The organism is Comamonas odontotermitis (assembly GCF_014207855.1).
Taxonomy (GTDB): domain Bacteria; phylum Pseudomonadota; class Gammaproteobacteria; order Burkholderiales; family Burkholderiaceae_C; genus Comamonas; species Comamonas odontotermitis_A.
The window spans coordinates 329,272-349,013 of record NZ_JACHKZ010000001.1 but is presented as its reverse complement, the minus strand read 5'-3'; the positions used below and the strand labels follow the sequence as shown (position 1 = coordinate 349,013).

Annotated in this window: 16 protein-coding genes; 11 read left to right on the top strand and 5 right to left on the bottom strand. The window is 61.1% G+C overall.

Going from position 1 to position 19,742, the window contains the following annotated elements; genetic code table 11:
• Window positions 1-23: 23 nt before the first annotated feature.
• The 6 genes from HNP33_RS01565 to HNP33_RS01540 are packed head-to-tail and all read left to right on the top strand — an operon-like array spanning window position 24 to window position 5,989.
• Window positions 24-998, top strand: a complete 975-nt coding sequence (locus HNP33_RS01565; RefSeq protein WP_184704539.1) for an ABC transporter permease — start codon at window positions 24-26, stop codon at window positions 996-998.
• Complete coding sequence (locus HNP33_RS01560; protein ID WP_233464251.1) at window positions 998-1,924, top strand: ABC transporter permease; 927 nt, start codon at window positions 998-1,000, stop codon at window positions 1,922-1,924. The genes HNP33_RS01565 and HNP33_RS01560 overlap by 1 nt, the downstream gene beginning before the upstream one ends.
• Complete coding sequence (locus HNP33_RS01555; RefSeq protein WP_184704537.1) at window positions 1,924-2,901, top strand: ABC transporter ATP-binding protein; 978 nt, start codon at window positions 1,924-1,926, stop codon at window positions 2,899-2,901. The genes HNP33_RS01560 and HNP33_RS01555 overlap by 1 nt, the downstream gene beginning before the upstream one ends.
• Entirely contained in the window at window positions 2,898-3,908 is a 1,011-nt protein-coding gene (locus HNP33_RS01550; protein WP_184704535.1) for an ABC transporter ATP-binding protein, read from the top strand. Before HNP33_RS01555 ends, HNP33_RS01550 begins: the two co-directional genes overlap by 4 nt.
• Window positions 3,909-3,927: 19 nt before the next feature.
• Window positions 3,928-4,812 carry an alpha/beta hydrolase gene (locus tag HNP33_RS01545; protein WP_221451956.1) on the top strand — a complete coding sequence of 295 codons (885 nt, stop codon included), beginning with the start codon at window positions 3,928-3,930 and terminating at the stop codon, window positions 4,810-4,812.
• Window positions 4,813-4,843: 31 nt separating this feature from the next.
• Window positions 4,844-5,989 (top strand): M20 family metallopeptidase, encoded by a 1,146-nt coding sequence (locus HNP33_RS01540; RefSeq protein ID WP_184704531.1) that lies wholly within the window; start codon window positions 4,844-4,846, stop codon window positions 5,987-5,989.
• A 78-nt stretch (window positions 5,990-6,067) separates the two neighbouring features.
• On the opposite strand, the gene HNP33_RS01535 is transcribed toward HNP33_RS01540, so the two are convergent.
• On the bottom strand, window positions 6,068-7,297 hold the full coding sequence (locus tag HNP33_RS01535) for a multidrug effflux MFS transporter (protein WP_184704529.1): 1,230 nt from the start codon (window positions 7,295-7,297) through the stop codon (window positions 6,068-6,070).
• An 84-nt stretch (window positions 7,298-7,381) separates the two neighbouring features.
• Window positions 7,382-9,406: an acetoacetate--CoA ligase gene (locus HNP33_RS01530; RefSeq protein WP_184704527.1), complete on the bottom strand. Its 2,025-nt coding sequence runs from the start codon at window positions 9,404-9,406 to the stop codon at window positions 7,382-7,384.
• Window positions 9,407-9,805: 399 nt separating this feature from the next.
• Here HNP33_RS01530 and HNP33_RS01525 point away from each other — a divergent pair, with 399 nt between their 5' ends.
• From HNP33_RS01525 to HNP33_RS01505, 5 genes are all read left to right on the top strand, one after another.
• Window positions 9,806-10,972 (top strand): acyltransferase family protein, encoded by a 1,167-nt coding sequence (locus HNP33_RS01525; protein ID WP_184704525.1) that lies wholly within the window; start codon window positions 9,806-9,808, stop codon window positions 10,970-10,972.
• Window positions 10,973-11,613: 641 nt separating this feature from the next.
• Window positions 11,614-15,564 (top strand): choice-of-anchor P family protein, encoded by a 3,951-nt coding sequence (locus HNP33_RS01520; protein ID WP_184704523.1) that lies wholly within the window; start codon window positions 11,614-11,616, stop codon window positions 15,562-15,564.
• 149 nt (window positions 15,565-15,713) lie between these two features.
• Window positions 15,714-16,358, top strand: a complete 645-nt coding sequence (locus HNP33_RS01515) for a DUF924 family protein (protein ID WP_184704520.1) — start codon at window positions 15,714-15,716, stop codon at window positions 16,356-16,358.
• 129 nt (window positions 16,359-16,487) lie between these two features.
• Window positions 16,488-17,030 (top strand): ferritin-like domain-containing protein, encoded by a 543-nt coding sequence (locus HNP33_RS01510; protein ID WP_233464212.1) that lies wholly within the window; start codon window positions 16,488-16,490, stop codon window positions 17,028-17,030.
• Between the two features lie 77 nt (window positions 17,031-17,107).
• Window positions 17,108-17,350 carry a hypothetical protein gene (locus HNP33_RS01505; RefSeq protein WP_184704516.1) on the top strand — a complete coding sequence of 81 codons (243 nt, stop codon included), beginning with the start codon at window positions 17,108-17,110 and terminating at the stop codon, window positions 17,348-17,350.
• 43 nt (window positions 17,351-17,393) lie between these two features.
• Here the strand turns inward: HNP33_RS01505 and HNP33_RS01500 are convergent, their stop codons facing one another.
• The 3 genes from HNP33_RS01500 to HNP33_RS01490 all read right to left on the bottom strand — a co-directional run bounded on the left by HNP33_RS01500 (window position 17,394) and on the right by HNP33_RS01490 (window position 19,572).
• Entirely contained in the window at window positions 17,394-18,254 is an 861-nt protein-coding gene (locus tag HNP33_RS01500) for a tRNA-uridine aminocarboxypropyltransferase (RefSeq protein ID WP_184704751.1), read from the bottom strand.
• A gap of 121 nt (window positions 18,255-18,375) precedes the next feature.
• On the bottom strand, window positions 18,376-18,987 hold the full coding sequence (locus HNP33_RS01495) for a class I SAM-dependent methyltransferase (RefSeq protein ID WP_184704515.1): 612 nt from the start codon (window positions 18,985-18,987) through the stop codon (window positions 18,376-18,378).
• Window positions 18,988-19,188: 201 nt separating this feature from the next.
• A complete protein-coding gene (locus HNP33_RS01490; RefSeq protein WP_184704513.1) occupies window positions 19,189-19,572 on the bottom strand; it encodes a VOC family protein in 384 nt (127 codons plus the stop codon).
• Window positions 19,573-19,742 lie beyond the last annotated feature (170 nt).

The following is a 19,742-nucleotide window of genomic DNA, read 5'->3' as shown; positions in this document are numbered from 1 at the left end:
CTTTTGTTGAATAGGGACGCAACGTGATCGTCTATATCCTGCGCCGATTGGTGCAAAGTTTTCTGGTGCTGCTGGCGGTGTCGCTGGTGGTGTTCATGGCAGTCTATGCCGTGGGCGACCCCATCGAGCTGCTGGTGAGCGCCGAGGCCAGCGATGCTGACCGCGAGGCCATGATCAAGCGGCTGGGGCTGGATCTGCCAGTGTGGCTGCAGTACTGGAGCTTTCTGAGCCGTGCCTTCCAGGGCGACCTGGGCACCTCGTTCGTGCATGGCATTCCGGCCATTGAATTGATCGTGCAGCGTTTTCCTGCCACCTTCGAGCTGGTGGTGGTGGCCATCGGCCTGACCTGCCTGATCGGCATTCCGCTGGGTCTGGTCGCCGGGCTCTTCAACGACAAGCCGCTGGGCCGCAGCCTGATGGGCGGCTCGGTGCTGGGCTTTTCGCTGCCCAATTTCTGGCAGGGCATGATGCTGATCCTGATGTTTGCCGTCTGGCTGCAGTGGCTGCCATCGTCCGGCCGGGGCGACACGGTCAGCATTTTTGGAGTGCCGTTTTCTCTCTTTACCGCTGATGGATGGCGCCATGTGATGCTGCCTGCGATCAATCTGGCACTGGGCAATATTGCCCTGGTGCTGCGCCTGACGGCGACCGGCGTGATGGAGGCCAAGACGCAGGAGTACGTCAAGTTTGCGCGCGCCAAGGGCATCAGCGAGCGCCGCATCCTGACGCGCCACATCCTGCGCAACATTCTCATCCCGGTCGTTACCGTGATCGGCATGGAGTTCGGCACATTGATTGCGTATTCGACCATCACCGAAACCGTGTTTGCATGGCCGGGCATGGGCAAGCTGCTGATCGACAGCATCTACAAGCTCGATCGCCCGGTGGTGGTGGCTTATGTGATGCTGGTGACCTTCATCTTCGTGATGATCAACCTGGTGGTGGATCTGCTGTATGCGGTGCTGGACCCACGGGTGCAGCTGCAGGAGGCGCAATGATGCAGCCCGAAAAGAACATGATGAAAATTGACAGCACCCAGCGCGCGCAGCCTCTGCAGGAAACGCCACAACGCGCTGCAATCCTGAAAAAACTGCACAGCAAGCCCACAGTGAAGGGTGCGGTGATTGCACTGGTGGTGCTGCTCGCCGTCGTGCTGCTGTCGCCGTTTCTGTCGCCCCAGAACCCGTACGACCTGGGGGCACTCGATCTGATGGATGGCCGCCTCAAGCCCATGTCCGAGGCAGCATCGGGCATGACCTATTGGCTGGGCACCGATGACCAGGGCCGTGACATGCTCTCGGCGATTCTGCACGGCCTGCGCATCAGCCTGATGGTGGGCCTGAGCGCGGTGGTGCTCGCCACCATCATTGGCAGTCTTGTGGGGCTGATTGCCGCCTATATGGGGGGCTGGGTCGATACCGTGCTGATGCGCATTGTCGACTTTATTCTGGGCTTCCCAACGATTCTGGTGGCATTGGTGCTGCTGGCGATCATGGGGCGCGGGGTGGACAAGGTGGTGATCGCCATCGTGCTGGTGCAATGGGCGCACTACGCGCGCATCATGCGTGGCCGGGCACTGCAGGAGCGCAAGAAGGAGTACATCGAGGCGGCCAAGAACCTGGGCTTTCCCGCCTGGCGCATCATGACGCGCCACCTGCTGCCCAATTGCATGGGCCCCGTGATGGTATTTGCCACCATCCAGATCGCCAACGCCATCGTGCTGGAGGCGACGCTGTCCTTCCTGGGTGTTGGCGTGCCCATCACCGAGCCGTCGCTCGGCCTTTTGATTGCCAACGGCTTTCAGTACCTAATGTCTGGCGACTACTGGATCAGCATGTTCCCCGGCCTGGCACTGCTGGCCCTCATTCTGTCGATCAATCTGATCGGCGACCGACTGCGCGAAGCCCTGGATCCGAGGAAGTAATGACTACCCCTTTGCTTGACGTAAAGAACCTGCAGACGGTGTTTCACACCGAAGAGGGCGCATGGCCCGCGGTCAGTGATATCCATATCAGTCTGCAGCCCGGAGAAATTCTTGGTCTCGTTGGAGAGTCGGGATCGGGTAAATCGGTGACCGGCTTTTCTATCTTCGGCATGATCGACGCACCCGGCGAAGTCACGCAAGGCCAGGTGCTGTTCAAGGGCCAGGACCTGCGCGCACTCCCGCAAGAAGCTATGCGCAAATTGCGTGGCGACCGCATCGCAATGATTTTTCAGGATCCGCTGATGACCCTGAACCCGGTGCTGCGGATCGAGGAGCAGATGCTGGAGGCGATTGATGCGCACCAGAAGATGCCCAAGGCTGAAGCCATTCAGCGCTGTGTGGAAGCGCTGGCCATGGTGGGCATTCCCGCGCCGGAGAAGCGCTTGCGCAGCTATCCGCATGAATTTTCGGGCGGTATGCGCCAGCGTGTGGCCATTGCCATTGCCATGCTCAACAAGCCCGACCTGATCATCTGCGACGAGCCGACAACGGCGCTGGATGTCACGATCCAGGGCCAGATCCTCTACCGCATGCAGAAAATCTGCCAGGAGCATGGAACGGCACTGATCTGGATCACCCACGATCTGGGCGTGATTGCCGAGCTGGCTGACCGTGTGGCTGTGATGTATGCAGGCCGCATCGTCGAGACCGGTGCCGTGGCCGAAGTGCTGGATGCGCCACGCCATCCGTACACACAAGGCCTGCTCAATTCTCTGCCGGCGCAGGCAACGCCCGGTGCGCGCCTGTCGCAGATCAACGGCATGGCGCCCAGCCTGTCGGGCCGTGTGCCTGGCTGCGCATTTGCGCCGCGCTGCACCCGGGCTACGCCGCAGTGTGTGGCAGAGCAGCCCGCCGTCACCACCATTCCCGGCCGCGAATTTCGCTGCTTTGTTCCGCTGGAGGCGCACGCCGCATGACCGCGATGAATACCCCTGTGATTGAGTTGCGCGATGTGCACAAGCGCTTTGTCAGCACACCCGATCTGCTGCAGAAAATGGTAGGTGCGGTGGCTGGGCAGCCCGCGCAAACCCGCACGGTGCACGCCGTCAACGGCGTTAACCTGCAGATTGGCAAAGGCGAAGTGCTGGGCCTGGTCGGTGAATCGGGCTGCGGCAAATCGACCCTGGGCCGTGTGGTGGCGGGCCTGCACCCTGCAACTGAAGGGCAGCTGCTCTACCAGGGCCGGGATGTGAGCGGGCTGGCAGGCAAGGACCGGCTGGCCTACACCCTGGGTGTGCAGATGGTGTTTCAGGATCCGCAGGCATCGCTGAACCCGCGTCAGAAACTGCACCAGATCCTGGGCGAGGCGCTGCACGTGCACAAGCTGGCACCCAGCGGCGATGTGCCGGGCCGCGTTGATGCTGCGCTCGCCGAAGTGGGCCTTGCCACGGAGTACCGCAACCGCTTGCCGCACCAGATATCCGGCGGCCAGCGCCAGCGCATCGGCATTGCCCGCGCGCTGATGGTGACGCCCGATTTTCTGGTGTGTGACGAGCCGGTGGCCGCACTGGATGTGTCCATCCAGGCACAGGTGATCAACCTGTTCATGGACCTGCGCGCGCAGCGGGGCCTGACGTACATGTTCATCAGCCACGATCTGGGGGTGGTGCGCCATATCTCCGACCGCGTGGCCATCATGTACCTGGGCAAAATTGTGGAGATGGCGCCGACTGCCGAGATATTTGGCAAGGCCCAGCACCCCTACACCCAGGCCTTGCTGGCCGAGGTGCCCGATGTGGCACGGCGCAAGCGTGCCTTCGTGCCGATCAAGGGCGAAATTCCTTCGCCGTTGAATCCGCCTTCGGGTTGCACCTTCCACCCACGGTGCCCGCATGCGATGGAGCGCTGCAAGGCCGAGGCGCCTGTACTGCGCGAAACAGCGCCCGGCCACGTCACGGCCTGCCACCTGCAAGACCAGGCCTGAAAACAACCGAGAGCCACAGATGATGGACAGCCTGCAACATTTCAGCCAGCGATATGGCCGGTTTTCAATGCCATGGAAGGCGGGCAATGGTGCCTTGCACCTGCCGGTCGTCCTGAACTGCTATCGCCCGCCGGGTGTGGCGGCAGATGCGCCCGTCGTACTGGTGCAGCACGGCGTGCTGCGCAATGGCGACGATTACCGCGACTTCTGGATGCCCGCAGCCGATCGCCATGGCCTGCAGATCATCGCGCCGACCTTTGGCAACGAGCATTGGCCGGGCGTGGAGAGCTACAACAACGGCAGTGTCTGGACCGAGGACGCCGAACTGCGCGACCGCGCCTACTGGTCGTACCAGGCGGTCTCCGTACTGGCACAGCAGTTGCGCGATACAGGCATCGTGGGCGGCCAGCCGCTGTACCTGTTTGGTCACTCTGCGGGTGGCCAGTTTGTGCATCGCTTCGTCAGCGCCTTGGGGGCCGATGGATTTGCAGGTGTGGTGGCGGGGAACCCCGGTTGGTACACCCTGCCGAATGCGACGCTCACTTTCCCGGAAGGGTTGTCCGGAATTGGGCTGGCCGCAGATGCGCTGGAGCGCCTGCTGGCTACGCCGCTCGTCATTCTGGCGGGCGACCAGGACACCGACACACTCGATCCCAATCTACCCGCCGAGCCTGCGGCGCTGCGCCAGGGGCCCCACCGTTTTGCGCGCGCCCGCCATTACTTTGCAGCAGGGCAGGCGGCGGCAGCGCAATTGGGCATGCCACTGGCGTGGCAACTGCACGAAGTCGCTGGCATTGGCCACGACGGAGAGGCCATGAGCCATGTCTGCGCGCACTGGTGGTTCGAGGGCCGCATGCCTGACTCTGCATGGCTCGCGCAATGGGCGGGCCGCACCACCGCCTGAAAACACCCCTGCAACACCAAGGACACCTTCTATGCAAGCAACTACCCAGCAATTGGTCGATGGCATCTCAGACTGGATGCGCTGTGAATCTCCATCGAGCGACCCGGCGGCACTGGCCCGCATGGTGGAGATGATGCGCGCGCAAGCCGCTGCTGCCGGCCTGCGCGCCACCGTGACTGAAACCTATGCGCAGGGCAAGCATGGCACCGGGCCAGCGCTGCCGTTGCTGCACATCACCAATCGCGCGGAAGGCGATACGCGCCAGGGGCTGCTGATTCTGGGCCACTCGGATACCGTGCATCCCATCGGTATGCTGGCCGATAACCCGATCCGCATCGAAGGCGATCGCCTGTATGGGCCGGGTGGCTACGACATGAAGGCTGGCATCTATCTGGCGCTGACGGCACTGAGCGCTGCAGCTGTCCCCGGCAGCACGCCGTTGCCGGTCGATCTGCTGATCGTGCCCGATGAAGAAACCGGCAGCCACGCATCGCGCAAGCACATTGAGGCCTTCGCCAGCAACGCCAGATATTGCCTGGTGGCCGAACCTGCCCGCGCGAACGGCGGCCGCTGCGTGACCGCGCGCAAGGGCACCGGCATGCTGCGCCTGGGAATCAAGGGCCTGGCATCCCACGCGGGTGTGGCGCATGAAAAAGGCCGCAGCGCGATCCGCGAAATGGCGCACCAGATTCTGGCATTGGAAGCGATGACTGATTACCAGCGCGGTGTTACCGTGAGCGTGGGCAAGGTGGAAGGCGGCACGGCCACCAACACCGTGCCCGCCTACTGCAAGTGCATCGTCGATTTCCGCCTGCCCGATCTGCAGGCCGCTGACGAGCTGGTCGGCAAGATGCGCGCGCTGCGCCCGGTGGGTGAAGGGGTGTCGCTGGACATTGATGTGGAGGTGAACCGCCCACCAATGGTGAAGGACGCCAAGGCCGAAGCACTGCTGGCGCGGGTGCAGCAGTCGGCCAAGGAAGCAGGCTTTGCACTGGAAGAAGCGCCGCCCACGGGTGGCGGCAGCGATGCCAATTTCACCTCGGCCATGGGTGTGCCATCGCTGGATGGGCTGGGTGCCGATGGTGACGGTGCGCACACCGTGACCGAGTACATCCTGGTGTCGACGCTGGAGATGCGTGCCCGCTTCTGGCACCATCTGCTCACGCACCTGGATTGAGGTGGTCGCTCCTGTCTCTCAGGAGTTCAAGCCAATAAAAAACGGGCGCTGGCGCCCGTTTTTTTGTATGGTTTATGGTTAGCTGCTGGCATAGCGCGCTGCGCTCTTTTGGCCGCCCAGGGTGATCCACGTCAGCAGCACACCGCACAGTGCGCCGGTGGCCATGCCCACCACCATGGGCAGTGGCTTGCCATTGGAGAACACGCCCACGATCTGCATCGCAACAGCGCCCGTCAGCATCTGCAAAGTGCCCAACAGGGCCGATGCGGTGCCTGCGATTTCGCCATGCTCTTCCAGCGCCAGCACCGATGTGGTTGGAATCACCAGGCCCATCAGGGCGCTGGAGATGAAGTACAGCACGATCAGCACGAGCAGTTGATCGCCGCCCAGCAGGTAGTAGGCCAGCAGGCTGGTCATCACCACCCCGCAGGCACTGGCCGCCACTTTGACCACGGGCACCAGTCCGAACCGTTTACCCAACGCGCCGGTGAACTGCGCGGCGCCAATGAATGCAATCGCATTGAGTGCAAAGGCCATGCTGTACTGCGTGGTGGAGAGCCCGTAGTGGTTGATCAGCACAAACGGCGAGCCTGCCAGATAGACAAAAAAGCCCGCCATTGCGCAGGAGCCGATGAACACCAGGCCCAGGTAGTGCCAGTCACGCAGCAAGAAACCGTAGGCCTGCAAGACACCACCGAGGCTGCTGTCCAGCCGGGCATCTGCGGGGCGCGTTTCGGGCAGCCCCCACACCATGGCGGCCAGGCCCAGAATGGCCGCCACGCCTACGACCCAGAACACCATGCGCCAGCCGCCCACGGCGATGACGCCGCTGCCAGCCAGTGGCGCGAGGATAGGCGACACGCTGAACACCAGCATCAGCAGCGACATCATGCGTGCGGCTTCATGTCCCGTGTGCAGGTCGCGCACCACGGCCCGCGGAATCGCCATGCCCGCTGCGGCGCCCATGCCCTGCACGAAGCGCAGCACCACCAGGGTGTGGATGTCCTGCGCCAGTGCGCAACCCACGCTCGCCAGCACAAAAATCGACAGACCCAGGTACAGCGGTTTCTTGCGCCCCCAAATATCGGCCAGGGTGCCAAACAGCGGCTGGCCCACGCCCAGTGCCAGGAAGAAAGCGGTGAGGCTGGCTTGCACGGCGCCAACGGGTGCACTCAGGCTCGCGCCAATCTGCGGCAGCGCGGGCAAGTACATATCGATGGCAAAGGGCCCGATGGCCGAGAGCAGGCCCAGGATGAAGACCAGGCGAAGCGAGATCGAGGAAGAGGACGAGCCGGTAGTTTCAGACATAGGAGCGGGATTGTCGCCGATACATGCGCGAGGCGTGTGTCAGCGAAATCCGTGCTTCTGTAATGCCCTGATTTGCAGAAGGTGTTAGGTGTTTGCCAGGGCGGCCAAATGGCGTTGTGCAAATGCCTCGTACCAGTTCAGGCAGCCAGGATTGGCCATGGTCTCCGGGTTGAGCACCTTGCTGGCAGGTTGGCCCAGCAACAATTTCTTGATGGGCAGCTCCAGCTTTTTGCCGGTCAGGGTGCGCGGGATTTCCGCCACCTGCAAGATGGCATCGGGCACAAAGCGGGGCGAGAGGGCCGTGCGTATGGCCTGGCTGATGTCTGCCTTGAGGGTGTCGTTCAGCACGAGGCCATCGCGCAGCACGACAAACAGCGGCATGTAGCTGTCCTTGCCCAGGTATTCCAGATCCACCACCATCGAGTCCTGCACTTGCGGCAGGGCTTCGACTGCGTTGTAGATTTCGCTGGTGCCCATGCGCAGGCCCTGGCGGTTGATGGTAGCGTCGCTGCGGCCATAGATGATGCAGCTGCCATCGCTGTCCACCTGTATCCAGTCGCCGTGGCGCCAGATGCCCGGCCAATGGTCGAAATAGCTGTCCAGATAGCGGCGCTTGCCGGGGTCGTTCCAGAAATACAGCGGCATTGAAGGAATGGGCTTGACGCAGACCAGCTCACCGACTTCGCCCAGCACCGGCTGGCCATGCTCGTTCCAGGCTTCCACGGCGTGGCCGAGCCAGCGGCATTGCATGCGGCCTGGTGCCTGTGGCAACTCGCGGTTGCCGCCGATGAAGGCGCCACAAAAATCGGTGCCACCAGAGATGTTGCACCAGAACACTTCACCCGCTCCTGCCGCCTGCAGCTGTGCACTGCCCCAGCGCTGTACCTCGGGCGCCAGCGGCGAGCCGGTGCTGCCCAGGGTGCGCACTTGTTGCAGGCCCGCAATGGCAGCGATATCCAAGCCTGCTTTCATGCAGTTGCTGTAGTAGGCGGCGCCAGCGCCGAAGATGGTCGTGCGGTGCTTGGCAGCAAAACGCCACAGCACGCCCCAGTCGGGCTGGCTGCTGCTGCCGGCAGGGTGGCCATCGAAAATGGTGATGGTGGTGCCAAACAGCAGGCCGCTTGCCTGGATGTTCCACATGACCCAGCCCGTGGAGCTGTACCAGTGAAAGCGTTCGTTGCGGTTGTTGTCGCCATAGCTGGCGCCCAGATCGTTGTGCAGTCCCGCCACATGCAGCGCCAGCAGGATGCCGCCGGTGCCGTGAACAATGGGCTTGGGCAGACCCGTGGTGCCGCTGGAGTAGACGATCCAGATCGGGTGGTCAAAGGGCAGCCACTCCGGCTCGAACGCGGCAATGGCCTGCGCATCTTGCGCAGTGGCCCATTGCCAGCTGTGGCTATCCGCCACGGGAGAGGCTGCATAGGGTGTAGATATGACGATGCGTTTTTGCACCGAGGGCAGCTCTGCCAGCAACGATTGCACGACGGTGCTGCGATCAAGCGGCTTGCCGCCGTAGTACACGCCGTCCACAGCAATGAGTACCTTGGGCTCGATCTGCTTGAAGCGATCTACGACCGCAGCCACACCCATGTCGGGCGCGCACAGGCTCCACACTGCACCAATGCTGGTGCACGCCAGCATGGCGACTACCGTTTCGGGAATGTTTGGCATGTAGGCGGCCACGCGGTCGCCACGTTGCACGCCCAGCTTGCGCAGCGCGATGGCCACCGAAGCCACCTGGCGCTGCAACTCGGGCCAAGGCATTTCGCGGACTTCACCGCACTCGTTGTCGCTCACGATGGCAGGCAGGCCTGCTGCATCGGCGGCCTGTACATGCCGCAGCAGCTGGCGTGGCAGGCTGACCTGCATGCCGCTGAACCATTGGGTGTCGGGCATGGCATCGTCACTCAACACCTTCGCACCCTTGGCGAGGGCTACTGGCGATTGCAACTGGTAGTAATCCCAGATGCTGCGCCAGAAATCAGCCAGGTGCGACACAGACCAGCGGTGCAGGTCTTCATAACTGTTGAAGCGCAGGCCATGCTGCTGGGCGAGCCAGTCCTGGTACAAGCGGATCTGGGGGGTGGGTGCGTGGGTCAAGGCAGTCATAACACATGAAAGGGAAACTGCGCTGAGCCTACGCAAAGGAGCGATGCCCTGCATGGGGGAAAGCACCGAAGTGCTGTCACCCGGGCAGCAGCCGAGATACCTGCTTTTGGTCGCACACCAGGCCGCAACGCAATAGGCGAGCGCCTGCACGGGATCTTTCACCGTAACAAAATAGCGCAGCCTTGCCGGAACTATTGCATTAGGCTTGGTTCTTAATTATCTCGCCCTCCTGCATCGGCATACATGGGCAATGGCCGTATCTGCTTGTTGCAGCTGGCGGCTCCTGCGGCGGCATGCCCGCCCACTACATGGTCAGCTTTTCGGCGCCCTTGCGCGTTAAGCAACACAGTTTTGTAAACCCTGGATTGGTGCTACTGACGTCTTCTTGGCGGCAGGTGCATGTTTATTGGAATCCGGGCGTGCGGCATCGCTTACTGGCATGCCGACGAAGTAGGGAGTGTGTTTGTTTTGTCTGGATTGCGATTGAAATACAACCCCGCGCTGGATGGTTTGCGCGCGGTGGCCATTGTGTTGGTGTTTATGTCTCATGCCCATGTGCCCATGTTCAATGGCGCCTTCTTTGGTGTGGACCTGTTTTTTGTGCTGAGCGGCTTTTTGATTACATCGCTGCTGCTCAAGGAATACCAACAAGCCGGTCGGCTGGACTACTGGCGCTTTTACAAGCGGCGTTTTCTGCGCCTGGCGCCCGCGCTATTGCTGTTTCTCGGTGCGTATTGGGTATTTGCACCGCTGATATGGCCTGATCTCGAAGACATCAACCAGGATGTGGTGGTGTCGGCGCTTTATCTGGCTGACTACGGCATCGCCTTTTTCGACAGCCCCGATACCCTGCTGCATATGTGGTCGCTGTCGGTGGAGGAGCATTTCTATCTGGTTTGGCCGCCATTGCTGACCTTGCTGCTGGCGCATACTGCGCGCAAGCAGTTGTGGCGTCCTGTCCTGCTGCTTGTGGTTCTGATGTTTGTCTGGCGCGCCTATTGGGTGGCAAGAGGTCAGCAGTTCTACGAGATTTTCTTCCGCTTCGATACCCGTGCCACAGGCATGTTGCTGGGCAGCCTGCTGGCCGCAGTCACCGTGCACCGCCCCGAATGGATGGACGCACTGCATGCGCGCCAGAGGTACCTGCTGTGGTTGCTGCCCGTGTTCCCTTTCATCGTCATTGGCTATGCCTGGGATGATGCGGGTGCGCTGTTATGGGGCTTTGCCCTGGCGGAGTTGACGGCTGTCTCCATCGTCATTGCGGTGAGCAAGCAAAAGGGCGCGCTCTATGACATGCTGAGCCTGCCTTCCTTGGTATGGCTGGGCAAGATGTCGTATGGCATTTATCTGTGGCACTACCCCGTGGTGCGACTGTTGCGAGCGCATATGGATTGGGCCTGGGTGGTGGCATTGGGCTTGCCGGTGTCTGCGGCATTGGCTGCACTGTCTTTCTATACCGTGGAGCGCTGGGCGCTGCGTTTGCGCGATGGTGCCGCGCGTAGACCAGCTTCTGTACCTGCTGCGGCTACGCGCCAAATGGCGCAGAGAAGAACGGCTGCCATATAGCTCCCCTCCTGCGCCACTCTGTCCCCATGCCTGCGCGCACTGCAGGCGCTCAGGGCCACCTCAGCATGCCGGCTGCACACAGTTGCAGTCGGCATGTTTGCATTTCACGGCATTGGTACAAAAAACCTTGCTTATATCGCAAGGATACGCATTCGCAATACCCCAAAAAACCGTTGCTGAGAGAGGCATAAAGCAATCGATACGGCCCCCATGTGGCTTCCTACTGTCAACAATAATACGTATCTAAGTATTTCATGATTTAAAAAAAGCATTGAATATAGAAAAGGCATTGCTTGTAGTTTTTTGTACCTGTGAGCATGTTTTTAATGAAAACTGCAGGTGTGCTATTGGGTAATAAAAGGTATTGAAATTCATCATTCGATAGATATTTTGAAAACTTATATTTTTCTTATTAAAGACTAAGCTTTTTATTTCTGTGGTTCGATTTATTAAATAAATTTATGTGCGAGGTGCGCCGGGTGTAGGGTTACGAGTGTGAGGCTTCGTTTTCAATTCGCAATATTTTTGTGAACAGTTGATCGAAAGTGTCAGAGGTGGATGGGTTGATCGAATCGGCCGTGCATCGAACTGGTTGGTATCTGTCAGCCCATTCTTGGAGCTCTAGTCCAAGAGGAGGCGATATGACTACCGCAGGAATGAAAGGGATCACACGCCGGGTGATCCGTTGGCTCATCATGGTGACTGCGTTTGGCTGGGGGGGCGTGTCGTTCGCGGCTTCCTCCGGCTCTGGTCAGGCCTATGGACTGGAGGCCTCGGCAAGTGTCCTGGCTATATTGCCCGGCCCTCCGCTGGTAGGTTTGGGCACGCAGTTTGCCAACACTGGGAACGGGAGCGCGCCCCCCGATTTCAATAAGAGCGGATATATTGCCAACGTCGGTGTCAATGCTGCAGGCATTCTGAAGGTCGACACGGGTGTTCTCACATCCTCCACGCAGAGTACCTTGACGCGCAACAGCGTGACCTCGATGTCACAGGTCAATGGCCTGAATCTCTCCTTGCTCAATATCCTGTTCGGCAATCAATCCCTTTTGAGCCTGGGAGCCGACACCATCACTACCACGGCGACGATGAGCTGTGAAAAGGGCAAGGTCGTTGCTTCGGGCCGAACAGACGTCCTCAATGGCTCCGGGCCATTGGCAGGTCTTGGCCTGAATGTGAGCGCGAACGCGGATGTGAGTGTTCTAGGCATCGCCACCATCACGGTCAATGAACAGATCGTCAGCCCGACCAGCATCACCGTCAACGCAGTTCACGTCAGAATCAATGTGCTTGGTCTGATCACGGCGGATGTGGTGATTGGCCATGCCGAAGCCTCGATGGCCGATTGCCAGTCCACGGTGACGCTCAATGACCTGCAGAACCCAGTAGCCGCCAGCGATCTGCTTCCTGTCAGCGGTACCTGCAGCCCCGGAAGCAACGATCTCGCCATCACGACGCTTCCCGCCGGTGCCAGCCTGTCGCTTCCCTGCCAGAGCGATGGAACCTATAGCGGCACGCTCAATGTCGCGGCGCTGCCTGCGGGCGCCATTACCGTGACGGCTTCACAGACTCCTGCTGGCCCCAATAGCTCCGCCAGCAAGAGTACGGTGAAGAACCCGCCTTCCAACCCGGGCGCGCCCACGGTTTCGGTCACTGCGTCAGCCATCACGTTGAGTAATCAGACGTCTTACGGAGTGTCGGGCACCTGTTCTGCCGAAGGTCAGCCTGTAACGGTCAGTATTGGCGGTATCCCTGCGTCGGCGACCTGCACCGGTGGCAACTGGTCGGTGTCCGGCGTCAACGTGAGCGGCTTGCCCGATGGCACCATCACGATCACGGCTTCGCAAACCGTGAACAACCAGGTGGGGCAAGGCTCGACCACAACGAACAAGAGCACGGTTTCCAACCCGGGTGACACCCCTGTGGTCACAGTCAGCAATGCCGCGGTGATCAACGCGGCCAACCAGGCCTCTTATGGCGTTTCGGGTACTTGCTCGGCCAATGGGCAATCTGTTGTCGTGAACATCGGCAGCATCGCGGCGCAGGCCACTTGCAGCGGTGGCGCATGGTCGGTCTCTGGGGTCAATGTCACTGCCCTGGGTGATGGAGCCGTCACGGTCACCGCATCGCAGACGGTCAACAATCAGACAGGCACAGGCACGCGCTCCACCTCCAAGGACGCAACACCTCCCGCTGTGGCAGTTACCTCGGCTCCTGCAATCACCTCTGCCAATCAGGCGTCCTATGGGGTTTCTGGCACCTGCACGGAGAGCGGATCGACCGTCTCGGTGAGCATTGGCAGCGTCACCGTGGTGCCGTCGCCGGTATGCAATGGCGGCGCATGGTCTGCCGCGGGTGCGGACGTCAGCGGTCTGCCTGCAGGGCCGGTTACGGTCACCGCATCGCAGACGGACGCTGCTGGCAATACCGGCACGGGGGCGCTCACCACCACCAAGAATGCGGCTGCATCAGCAGTATCGGTGACCGCCGCACCTCCCATCAACGCGTCCAACCAATCGTCCTACGGTGGCGTCACTGGCACCTGCTCGGCCGGAAATGGAACAGTGACGGTGGCCATCGGCGGCTTGACGACCACGACTGCCTGCAATGGTGGCAATTGGTCGGTGTCCGGGATGACCGTCAGCAGCCTGCCTGATGGTGTCGTGACGATCACTGCATCGCAGACCATCAACGGTGCAGTTGTCAGCGGCACGCGCACCACCGTCAAGGATGTGACACCACCTGCGGTCTCGATCACTGCAGCGCCGACGATCGACGGCTCGAACCAGTCGTCCTACGGTGTTTCCGGCACCTGCACATCGTCTGACGGGACTGTGACCGTGAGCATTGGCAATGTAGCGGCCTCGGCACCTTGCACCAACGGCACATGGGCGGTCTCGGGCGTCAAGGTGGGCGGATTGCCTGCAGGTGCGGTGACAGTCACTGCATCGCAGACCGACGCAGCAGGCAATGTCGCTACCGACACGCGCCAGGTGTCCAAGACATCGCCAGCCGACGGCTCGGGCGCTGGTTCAAGCGTTGGCGATCCCCAAGGCGGCAACTGGGTGATCACTGCAGAGCTCAATGGCAAACCTGGCCGCGGCATGGGCATCGATGTGCAGAATGGCAAGTTTGTGATGCAGGTGTACAACTACACCTCCTCTGGCGCGCCGACCTTCCACATCGCCATCGGCACCATGGACGGCAACAAGGTGGTTGCGCCCTTGACGACGTACCAGGGCGGCCGTTTCTTCGGCAGTGGTCCATTGGATGGACAGGAGGCTGGCAATGCGGGCAATGTGGAGGTGGTCTTCAGCAGCCGAACCACGGGTAGCATCAAATTCCCTGGCGAGGAAGCCAAGGCCATCGAGCGTTTCGACTACGAAGGCACGCCTCAAGGAACCTTTGCCGATCCTGCCTATGTGGATCGCTGGGCCATGGTGGAGCTGGGTCAGAACAACCAGCCTGTCAGCACCTGGTGGGCCGATATCGGTTCGGGCGAGCAGGTGGGTCTGAACTACAACTGGACGCTCTCTCCTGTTCCATGGCCCTATGCAGCAAGCACCAAGCTCACGATGCATGGCTTTGAAGGATCGCTGAGCACGCCATTCTTTGCGACATGCGATGACTCAGGCGCAGATCGCATCTTCAAGTGCTCCGGCGTATCGGCGCAGCCCAGTGCTCCCATTGCGCTGACGCTGCAGCGCAGTGTGGATCAGGTGGTTGGCACCGTGCAGTTCGGCTCCGGGGACAAACATCGCATCATCGGCTCTCGCATCACACGTGCTGCGTACTCGACTGCGGCTGGCAAGACCACGCAGACCACCTACTTCCGGCCGGACTACGCACCAGAGGCTGGTACCTGGATCGTGAGCAACGAAATCACGGGCAAACCAGGCCGCGGTTTGGCGGTGGATCTGCAAAAGCCCATCAACAGCCAGGATCACACCTTGTTCATCTCGGTCTATGACTACGAAAGCAAGGGCAATGCCACGTTCCACAGTGTGCTGGGCACGCATGATCCATCCACCATTCCTGCGGCCAACAGGCCTGCCATTGCGCTGAACCAATACCAGGGCGGCCGCTATTTCGGCAGCGGCGATCTGACTGCGAGCTATATGGGAAACGCTGGCAATGCGGAGAACATCAAGTTCACCTCATCGTCCACCGGAACCATCCAGTTCCCGAATGAAGATCCGGTACAGATCGAACGCTTCTATTTCGGTATCAACAAGAACAGCATCGACTCCCTGGTGGGTTCCTGGGTGGTGCTGGCGCATAGCGGTGCCATGAAGAGCCGGATCTTCAACTTCGTGCCTTACAGCGAAGGTTCGGTCATCGACCGCGCAAGTGGCTATGTCTGTGTCAAGGATCAACTGCGGGGCTTCAACTTCCGCTGCGCTCCTGCTCAGGTGGGGGCGGACACCCCGGTCATTCGCTTCTCCACCGGGTTCTACGCCGCCTCTCGGGGTATTGAGGGAGATGGTGGCGATGATCCGGACTCCACGCCAGAGTTGATGGTGATGCGCATCACCGACGCCGATGGCCAGCCCGTGCAGGCAGGTAGCATGCTCCCTGCAGACGACAAGTAGTGGCGTGCCTGGCAATGGCCTATGGCCGTAGCCAGGCTCACACCCATCCTCTTCGTTGAACTTCGGCCCCATGCCACTGGCATGCGGGCCGAAGTGGTTTTGTGTTCGCTGCCAGCTGTTTTTCTCCGGCCCCGGGGTATAACCTGGGCATGCCACATTCTTCTCTTACCAATCACGGGGAGCCTGCTCTGGCAGGTGCCGACGCAATCCTTCAGTTCTGGCTGGGCGCCGCGCGCCCCGGCAATGCGCAGGCGCTGCAGCAACGCCAGCAGTGGTTCACCAAATCGGATGCCTTCGATTCCGAAATGCGCCGACGCTTTGGCTCCACCGTGCAGGCTGCGCTCGATGGACAGCTTGAGGACTGGGCCGGTGAGCCATGGGGGCGGCTGGCGCTGATTCTGCTGCTCGACCAGTTCACCCGCAATATCCACCGCGGCACCCCTGAAGCGTTTGCTGGTGACCGGCAGGCGCTGGAGCTGGCACTCGGCGCCATAGCGTCGGGCCTGGATCTGCAGTTGCCTGAGGTGCTGCGCATTTTTGTCTACCTGCCGCTGGAGCACGCAGAAGACCCAGTCATGCAGCGGCGCAGCGTGCTGGCCTTTGCGGCGTTGGCGCAGGCGGCAGGTTCTGATCCTGACCTCGTGCAGTTTCTGCAAGGCACGCTGGACTACGCCTGGCGCCACCAGGAGGTGATTGCACGCTTTGGCCGCTTTCCGCATCGCAATGCCGTATTGGGGCGTGAGAGTACGTCCGATGAGTCGCAGTATCTGTCTCAGCCCGGCGCAGGTTTCTGAATCGGGGGGCACGCACAATCGAACTTGTCTCACAGACAGGGCCGGGGTGGCGGGCTATGTTCGATAGGTGCCGTGCTTGAAAACGCCCACAGCTTTTCAAGCGAATCCAACCCCATGGAGGAACCTACGATGCCACAAACCAAGAAAACAACGCTCGCCCTGGACCAGGCCCGTCTCGACGCGGCCAAGCAAAGTCTGACCGAAGGCGCGGTGTTGCCCGACGCATCGCCGTACCGCGAAGACATCATCAAATTACTCAACGACGCTCTGGCCACCGAGCTGGTTTGCGTGCTGCGCTACAAGCGCCACCATTTCACCGCAACGGGGCTGGAATCGCCTGCCGTGGCCGATGAGTTTCTGGTGCATGCCAATGAAGAGCAATCGCACGCAGACCGCATCTGCACACGTATCGTGCAGTTGGGCGGCGAGCCTGACCTGAACCCTGACACGCTCACCAACCGCAGCCACGCAGATTACAACGACGAGCTGGATCTGCATGCAATGATCCGCTCCAACCTGGTGGCCGAACGTGTTGCCATTGAAGCCTATACGCAGATGATCGATCTGATTGGCGACAAGGACCACACCACGCGCCGATTGATCGAACAGATTCTGGAGCAGGAGCAGGAACACGCCGATGAACTGTCGGACTGGATGAACAAGGCCCGCTGATGCCTTGAACGGCTGCCCGCAATGGCAGCCGCTCTTCTGCCGCGACGCGGCGCTGACCGGATAGGAAAGCCTCCACCATGACCAACCCTGAAGAGATTCACAAGAAAGCCCGGCACATTCTGTACCTGCTGGTGAGCGAGCAAAGCCTGCGCGCCGGTGAAGGGCTCGATCCCCAGGCGCTCCAGCACGACCTGGACCGCCATCAGTTCAGCGCGCAGGACCAGCAGCAGGCGTTGGCCTACGCCCGAGAGCAAGGCTGGCTGCAGACCGGACCCAATGGTGAGGTGCAACTGACGGAAAAAGGTTTTGCCCTCGACTGACTGCTGCTAAAAAGCGAGCCACCGGCCTTATCAATGAAGCGCGCTAGCTATTGTTTTGGTAGCTTTTGACGTCTGAATCGTTGCCACTGGCTTGCAATGCCGCCAATTGCTGGTGTGCATGGCTGTTCCAATCGGGCGGCAGCTGGTGTTTGGCCTGCAGGTAATGGTGGGTGTAGATGTCAAGGTAAGCCTCCAGCGTCTGCGCAGCGCGCTGGTCGCCGGCCAGGTCCAGGCACAGCGCAGCCACTTCTGCCGTGCAGAAGTGGTCGTCTCTTTTGGAGCGGCGCAACTGGTAGCGGGAGATCTGTTCCGGGTGCAGGCTGAGCACAGGAAAACCATCAAGCCGGGGGCTTTTGCGGAACATCTTGCGCGCCTCGGGCCAGGTGGCGTCGAGCAGAATGAATAGCGGCCTTGGTGCCAGACTGGCCGCAGGCGGTGGCGCCATGTGCAATGTGCCATCAAAAAGCTTGGTATCCGAAACCGTGGTCACCGTCCGCACCACGCGGCTGGCAGGCTGCACAAACTCCTCTGGAAAGACAACGTAGGGCTGCCATTGCGGATCATTCAGCAGTGCGGTCAGCGCCGGGTCTTCCTGCGTGCGCGACCAGCCGAAGGCATAGGTCTCGGCCACCACATCGGCAATCAGCCAGCCGGTGTTGCTGGGCTTGAGCGGTTCGGCATCGTGCATCAGGAGGCACACGCCTGCATGGGTGGCCTGGGTCGGGTGCAGGGGGCATATGCAATGGCTGGGGCGTAGCCTGCAGCCTTCGCAACGCTCTCCCTTGGGGCCGCCACGCGCGAGAAACGGCCGTGTGCTGCGCGACTGGCGCTCGGCGCGCAGGCGCGATACGGCGTGGGGAAGAACGATGGGGCAGGGGGGAGAGGCGGGTGACACGGCCGCTATTGTCGTCGCTCTTGGCCGCCCAAGGAATCAACCGGGTTTAGCACTGCCACTGCAGACTGACCGCACTGGGCAACTGCCGCTGCGCCGCCTGTGCCGGGCGCGCACGTTTTGGCGATGGTCTTCAGTCGCCCATGGCCTCCAGCGCGAACAGCGGCACCTCGGCGCGGCGGCTCAGCCATACGCCGCCACCAAGCTCGGTAAAGCCCTCGGCCAGCCCACGCCGGTACAAGGCAGCACGGTGGCGGTACAGGCGCGGATCGGTAAGCGTGTCATCGATGATGTCGCGCTCATAATCTTCGCGGGCCACGGCTTCCACATACAGGGCGCCGCAGGACAGGCGCGCCAGATTTTCCAGCGCCAGCTTCAGATCGGTGGGGCTCAGGTACGGCAGCACGCCCTGGCAGATGACGAGATCAAACGGCTCGCCGCCAGCCGGTTGGTAATCGATAACGGAGCCGCGCTCCCAGCCATAGCGCTGGCACAGATATTCGCTGAACTCCACGCCGTGGTAGCTGGCAGAGGGAAAGTGCTGGGCAATGGCATCACGCCACAGGCCGATTCCGCAGCCCACATCGAGCACGCGGCGCACCGGCACCCGCACATATTGCAGATAACTGCAGACAAACGCGCCCAGGCGCGCGGCGTGCGCGGGATCGACCACGCTGGTCTTCTTGTCGAAGTAAAAGCGCTGGTAATACGCTTCGTCAAACCACCCCTTGTCCGCTGATTGCACCCATCATCCTTTGCTGTGAAGCGCTGCCAGGCGGAGCGCTGAGCGGGCAGTATGGCGCAGATGATTGCGCAGGGAGCGTGCTGCGGTATTCCCAAGGCTTCAAAAGCGGTGTTTTCGTGCGTGTAGGAACCATGGGCCTAAAAAGAAACGGGCGTTACCGCCCGATCTGATTTGAAGAATTGCTATCAAAACAGCAGCAAATCATTCCTTGGGTTTGCGGTGTGCCAGGCACAGCTTGTTGCCGTCCGGGTCACGCAGATAGGCCAGATACAGAGCGCCGGGCCCTTCGCCACGCCAGCCGGGTGGGTCTTCGCAGGTCACGCCGCCATTGGCAAGGCCTGCAGCATGTGCGGCATTCACTTGCTCGGGGCTGGTGGCGGCAAAGCCTGTGGTGCTGCCGTTGCCAAAGGTGGCTGGCTGACCATTGATGGGGGTGCTGACACCAAAGGTGCCGCCATTGCCGCGCCAGAAATAGCGGTTTTTGTTGGCGTTGCCGGGCGGCACGCCCAATACGCCCAGAAAGGCGTCGTAGAACTGGCGGGACTTTTCCAGGTCGCTGGCACCCAGCATGATGTGGTTGAACATGGTTGTTTCCAGATGGGGATGCAATAGTGCAGCGGCCACTATAACGAGAAAAGGAGGGCATGCCGCGTTAAGCAGGCGACAACTGCGCGGGCAGGCTGCGGTGGCTATTCACATGCAACTTTGATAGCGAAAAACGCTTTTCTGGTGGGCGAGCAGCGCTGTTTTATGTG